Origin of the sequence: Frankia sp. BMG5.23 (assembly GCF_000685765.2) — a bacterium.
Taxonomy (GTDB): domain Bacteria; phylum Actinomycetota; class Actinomycetes; order Frankiales; family Frankiaceae; genus Frankia; species Frankia casuarinae.
The window spans coordinates 1-5,342 of record NZ_JDWE01000111.1 but is presented as its reverse complement, the minus strand read 5'-3'; the positions used below and the strand labels follow the sequence as shown (position 1 = coordinate 5,342).

6 protein-coding genes are annotated in these 5,342 nt (G+C 67.1%); 1 reads left to right on the top strand and 5 read right to left on the bottom strand.

Translation table 11 applies throughout. From position 1 onward, the window contains the following. Positions 1-293: 293 nt before the first annotated feature. The 3 genes from BMG523DRAFT_RS21685 to BMG523DRAFT_RS21675 all read right to left on the bottom strand — a co-directional run bounded on the left by BMG523DRAFT_RS21685 (position 294) and on the right by BMG523DRAFT_RS21675 (position 1,553). Positions 294-572 carry a ribbon-helix-helix domain-containing protein gene (locus tag BMG523DRAFT_RS21685; RefSeq protein ID WP_011436317.1) on the bottom strand — a complete coding sequence of 93 codons (279 nt, stop codon included), beginning with the start codon at positions 570-572 and terminating at the stop codon, positions 294-296. Positions 573-588: 16 nt separating this feature from the next. Then, complete coding sequence (locus BMG523DRAFT_RS21680; RefSeq protein WP_011436316.1) at positions 589-831, bottom strand: hypothetical protein; 243 nt, start codon at positions 829-831, stop codon at positions 589-591. 341 nt (positions 832-1,172) lie between these two features. Next, on the bottom strand, positions 1,173-1,553 hold the full coding sequence (locus BMG523DRAFT_RS21675) for a GNAT family N-acetyltransferase (RefSeq protein WP_235463245.1): 381 nt from the start codon (positions 1,551-1,553) through the stop codon (positions 1,173-1,175). A 604-nt stretch (positions 1,554-2,157) separates the two neighbouring features. On the opposite strand from BMG523DRAFT_RS21675, the gene BMG523DRAFT_RS21670 reads away from it, so the two are divergent. After that, a complete protein-coding gene (locus BMG523DRAFT_RS21670) occupies positions 2,158-3,831 on the top strand; it encodes an ISAzo13 family transposase (protein ID WP_023842218.1) in 1,674 nt (557 codons plus the stop codon). Positions 3,832-4,115: 284 nt separating this feature from the next. Here BMG523DRAFT_RS21670 and BMG523DRAFT_RS21665 read toward each other — a convergent pair whose 3' ends face one another. Both BMG523DRAFT_RS21665 and BMG523DRAFT_RS27590 read right to left on the bottom strand, forming a co-directional pair. Next, complete coding sequence (locus tag BMG523DRAFT_RS21665) at positions 4,116-4,571, bottom strand: transposase (RefSeq protein ID WP_076808313.1); 456 nt, start codon at positions 4,569-4,571, stop codon at positions 4,116-4,118. 57 nt (positions 4,572-4,628) lie between these two features. After that, positions 4,629-5,174, bottom strand: a complete 546-nt coding sequence (locus tag BMG523DRAFT_RS27590; RefSeq protein ID WP_255361140.1) for a Gfo/Idh/MocA family oxidoreductase — start codon at positions 5,172-5,174, stop codon at positions 4,629-4,631. Positions 5,175-5,342: the final 168 nt, after the last annotated feature.

The window sequence follows — 5,342 nt, the reverse complement described above, 5'->3', positions numbered from 1 at the left end:
GTGGACCATGTGTACCAGCATCCGAACCGTTTGATCTTGGTTGCTGGCCCTGAATTTACTGTCCGACCGGTCGCTACCCGGGCTCTCACCAGGAAGGATGCCCAGTGACCGCACCGGTCACTATGTCATCTAGCGAATCGAACACATGTCCCGAACTCCTAGTGGTGTCGGACGCTTCGGCCCGTCTCGCGACCGTGATCGTGGGTGTCGTGGTTGGGTCGACGGTTTGTGGTCGGGTTCGGGAGATGTGATGCGCCGTGAGGTCGCACTGAGCGCGATATGACCCGGTCTGGTCAGGCGACGTCGAGCCAGGCGCGGAGAGCCTGGCGGATGACATCGCTGGCGTTGGTGTGCTCGGCTTGGGCGCGGGCGCTGAGCGCGGCGCGCAGTTCGGGGTCGAGGCGGACGGGGACCACCTCGCCCGGGGCGGAGCCGAGGGGCCGGCGTCCGCCGCGGCGGTGGAGGTGGGCGACGTCGTAGCCGGTCTCGGCCTCGGCGGCCAGGTCCTCGACCAGCTCGTCGGTCACGGGTACGCCGCCTGCCGTCCGGCGGGCGGTCTCCTTGTTCGTCATCGTGCGCTCTCCTTGGTCACGGCAGGAGATCCCGGTATTGGGAACGCATCCGCATGGCATGAATGATCAGTTCCGTGCCGTCGTCGAGGAGCAGGACGACGATCTCCAGCAGGTTGCCCGCCCCGCCCGGGCCGAGCCGCAGTTCACGCCAGGGTGGCCCGTCGTCGTCCAGCGAGTAGGCGACGACGTACCGCTCGGCGGCGTGGAGGATGTCCGCGTCGGCGACGCCATGCTTACGGGCCGACCGATGGATCTCCACCCATCAATCGTAATACGAAACGGGCTGGCACTCGCAGAGCCCGAAGGGTGGTTTCGGGTGGGGCCTGCCCGTCGATGCACTGTGGCGCCGGACCGCAGTGGCGACCCAGGGCTCAGCAAGGCCGCTCGCCGCCGCCCAGGGGCGACCGAGCCGCCTCAGCCCAGTTCAGGGCACGTGTACCACAGCAGACGGACTCATAACGGAGATGGCCACACCGGACGAGGACGCCTCCAGCAAGCCGGCGGTACCGAGCGAATGCCGAAACAGCATGTTCCTCCAGATATCCGCGGAGCGGCACGCTACGCCGCGTCCGGAGCGACGGGTCGGTTGGAGCACGTCGATCACGTTGCGCGCTCTCCAGAGGCCTGCGCTGCTGGAAGGCTCTTGACGAGAAAACTCGTCTGCTCGGCTTCCTCGCGTTCCACGCCATCCTGATCGACCCAGGTCCAGCGATCGACATAGCGTTGCACCCGCACGACGTAGCCGAGTCGCCGGTAGAGGCGGGCGGCCTCGGGGTTGTCGGCAGCCACACCAAGACCGACCGTCCGGCTGCCATGCGCTGCGACCAGCATCTCGGCGTGACGAAGAAGGTCTCGGCCTATCCCGTGCCGGCGCTGCTCCGGCGGCCACACCCCGAGCGCGTTCAACTCCGGACAGCCGCCTGTCTCCCGCCGCACTTCGTCGACGTCGCAACCCGTCCAGATGATCAGCAGATGTCCCACGGGCCGCCCAGCCAGCCAGGCGACGAGGTATGTCCCCTCTGGCGACGCTCTGCCGTTCGAACCGTCGGCGGTGAAAGCTCGTCCGGCCTGCCGCCGGGATGCACCGGTCAAGGAGATCAAGATCCGTCTGTTCGCAGACGCGGATCTCCACCGACGACACCCGATCAGGATAGAACCCTCCATCCGCCGCTTGGCTCGCCCTGCTGGGCCCCGCACCATGGGCAGGTCACCGTCGGCGCGGACACAGGCACCATGAACCGCGCGCCGAACGGGCTGCCAGGACCCACCCGAGCGCCAGCGCCGCCGTCACCCAGTGAAAGGCCACGGCCACCCCGGATGTCCTCCGACGTCGCCGCCGCTCAGCACTCGGCAGACAGGCGGTTCGCATGGTCGCAATATGGTCGGTCGTCCAGCCGGGACTCGAACCAGCTGGCGACGCCCTGACCAGCACCATCGCATGGCGCTGGAACTCAGATGATAGATCGAGAACCACATTCGCCCAGGTCAAGGTCATGATCAGAAAAGAGGTGGACCTGGTGCACCACAATAAGAGTCTGCCGGAAAATAACCCGTAGGTTCCGAGGATGCAGCATGATCCTCTGCTATGGGCGGGTTTGCGGTCACTCGGGAGCTGCTGGCGGCGAAGTTCGAGGTGATCTTTCCGCATCTCGATGAGCGGCAGCGGCGGCTGCTGATGGCCGCGGAGGCGCGGGCGTTTGGACACGGCGGGATCCGGCTGGTGGCTGCCGCCGCGGGCGTCCGGGAGGCCACCGTGTCGGCGGGCGTCGACGAGTTGGACGCGGGTGGCGAGCCGCTGGGCCGGGTGCGGCGGCCAGGCGGCGGGCGTAAGCGCGCCGCCGATCTCGATCCGGGACTACGCCTGGCGCTGTTGGCCCTGGTCGAGCGCGACGAGCGGGGTGACCCGATGTCGCCGCTGCGGTGGACGACGAAGTCGACCCGGGTGCTGGCCGCAGAGTTGACCCGTCAGGGCCACCGGGTCGGCCCTGACACCGTCGCCGACCTGCTGCGTGCCGAGAAGTTCAGCCTGCAGAGCAACGCCAAGACGCTCGAGGGTCAGCGCCACCCGGACCGCGACGGCCAGTTCCGGTACATCGCCGAACAGGCCGGCGCCCACCATGCCAGCGGCGACCCGGTGATCAGCGTGGACACCAAGAAGAAGGAGAACGTCGGAACGTTCCGCAACGGCGGCCGCGAGTGGCGCCCCGAAGGCGAGCCTGCCGAGGTGTCCACCCACGACTTCCCCGACGCCGCGCTCGGCAAGGCCATCCCCTACGGGATCTACGACCTGGCGGCCAACGCCGGCTGGGTGAACGTCGGCACCGACCACGACACCGCCGCGTTCGCCGTCGAGTCGATCCGCCGCTGGTGGACCACGGCCGGCCAGGCCACCTACCCGAACGCCAGCCGACTGCTGATCACCGCGGACGCCGGCGGCTCCAACGGCTACCGCACCCGTGCGTGGAAATCCGAACTCGCCGCGTTCGCGCTGCGGACCGGGCTCGCGATCACCGTCTGCCACTTCCCGCCCGGAACGTCGAAATGGAACAAAATCGAACACCGGCTGTTCTCGCACATCACGCTGCACTGGCGCGGCAGGCCGCTGACCAGCCACGAGGTCATCGTCAACACCATCGCCGCGACCACCACCCGCACCGGGCTGACCGTGACCGCCACCCTCGATCCCGGCACCTACCCCGACGGAATCAAAATCAGCGACGAGCGGATGACCTCACTGCCGATCGACCGCCACGACTGGCACGGCGACTGGAACTACACGCTGCGTCCCGAACCGCCCGCTCCACCGCCCCCACCGCCGCCGCCGGCGCGCGAGCCCGCGCACCCCGAGTGGGCGCACCCCGCGCTGACCGGCCTCGATACCGCCACCTGGAAGCAGCTGATCTCCACGCTGGCCGCGCCCCACCGCGTCCAACGCGAGGTGGCCCTGCACATCGCCCGAGGCGGCCCCCCGACCCGCAAGCCCGGCGCCGGCCACCCACCCGCGCTCACCCTCGCCGAACAGATCCTGACCACCGTGCTCCGCCGCCGTTTCGGCACACCCAAACCCGCCCTGGCCACCCTCTTCGGCGTCTCAACCGGCACCATCACCAACGCGGAACGCCAGACAGAGGCGTTACTCGACGAGTACGGCCCCCCGATCCCGCCAGCCCCGACACCGATCAAGACCCTCAGCGAGCTGACCGCTCACGCCGCCGCCCACGGGATCACTCTCACCCCAAAGATCAAACCTGCGCGTTAATAATCTGCAAGCCCTAGATTCGGTGATGACTCAACGTGAATAGCAGCCCGACGCCCGTTTCGCCCCGCATCACGAGGCTTGGGCGTCTCGCGCCGCAGATCGCCGGGCTTCGTGCCGACGCCGAGCTGCCCGATTAGACGGCCGACCGACGCCCACCCACCGGCACTAACGCACGGTCACCACCGAATGTGCACCAGAGCCGTTACCTGGACAGACCCGTGGCCACGTCGACGGCGTGCAGATATCGGGCTCTTCCCAGTTCGCCGGAATCTGTGGTCGACTGATCACGGCATCTGCGGCGGGGTGATGACGGTATGTAGCCAGGTGGGGCGGGTTGCGTGGGAAGCGTAGTAGCGGGCGCGGAGCTGCTGGTTGGTGACGTTGCGCAGGCCGAACGCGATCCGGTAGACGAGCTTGACGAGCCGGTTGATGCCCTCGGTGGCCGCGTTGGACAGGGAGTAGAGGACTGCGTTGGCGATCTCAACACGCCACGTGGAGATCGTCTCGGCGAGAGTGACGATTTCAGGGATGGTCTCACCGGTGGTGGCGCAATAGGTGAAGAACCTGGTCAAGGCGTGCGAGACGTCGTAGCGGGTGATCGGGCGGCCGGAGCGGTGCGCGGCGAGCGCAAGCACGTCGCGCAGGAGTTCCTTGGCGCGCCAGGCGGCGGCGAGTTGGCGGCTGCGGCAGGGTCGAGTAGCCGGGAGGGGTTTCGCCTCCCGGCTACTCGACCCTGGCATCCCAGCATGGTCGCCGCACGTGGGCACGCCACGCTGACCGGTCACCTCATTTTCCCTCTAGTCGTCTAGACGCTGCCGCTTGCCGCTGCGGGCGGCACGTTCGATCGTGTCCAGAAGCCGGTGGACCTGCCAACCATTCTTAAAGCTGGGTTCCACTTCGACCCCGGTATGGATCGCCTCGGCGAGGTCATGGTAGACCCGACGCACATTGTGCACCGCTATCGGTATGTTCGGAGACCCCGCAGGGTACTCCGGCGGGAGCTCGATCCGTCTCATCTGCCCGTGTGACTGACTCCCATACACGATGAACTGCGGGCCAACCAATGAGTCACCATCCGCAACCATCAGTAGCCGCCCGGCCGTCCCGTGTACCTCGAAGCGATAACCCGAGCCCATCGGACTGCCGGTTGTAATGTGCACGGAAGCCACGCCACCCGAGCGCAGGGTCCCGGTAACCAGGATCTGGTCCGGCGTTGTGATCGGTTTCCGCTCCCCCGAGTCCGCTATGACGGCGACCGGCAGGCGGGTTGCGAGAGTTGCGGACACCTCGCAAAAGTCTCCGATGATCTGACGGAAGAGATCAAGCCCGTGACCACCTACCACGACGAGGCGGCTGAGGTTGGCCGTCCCAACCAGTGCTGCCTGACTCTTCGGCCAGGTACGTGGCGTAGATAGCGAAGTTATTCAGAAACTCTCTTGATTCTCTCGAAGCTCAGTATTCGCTCGGATTGCTGTTCGTTGATTTTCTGGAGGCCGACGGCTGCCTGGATG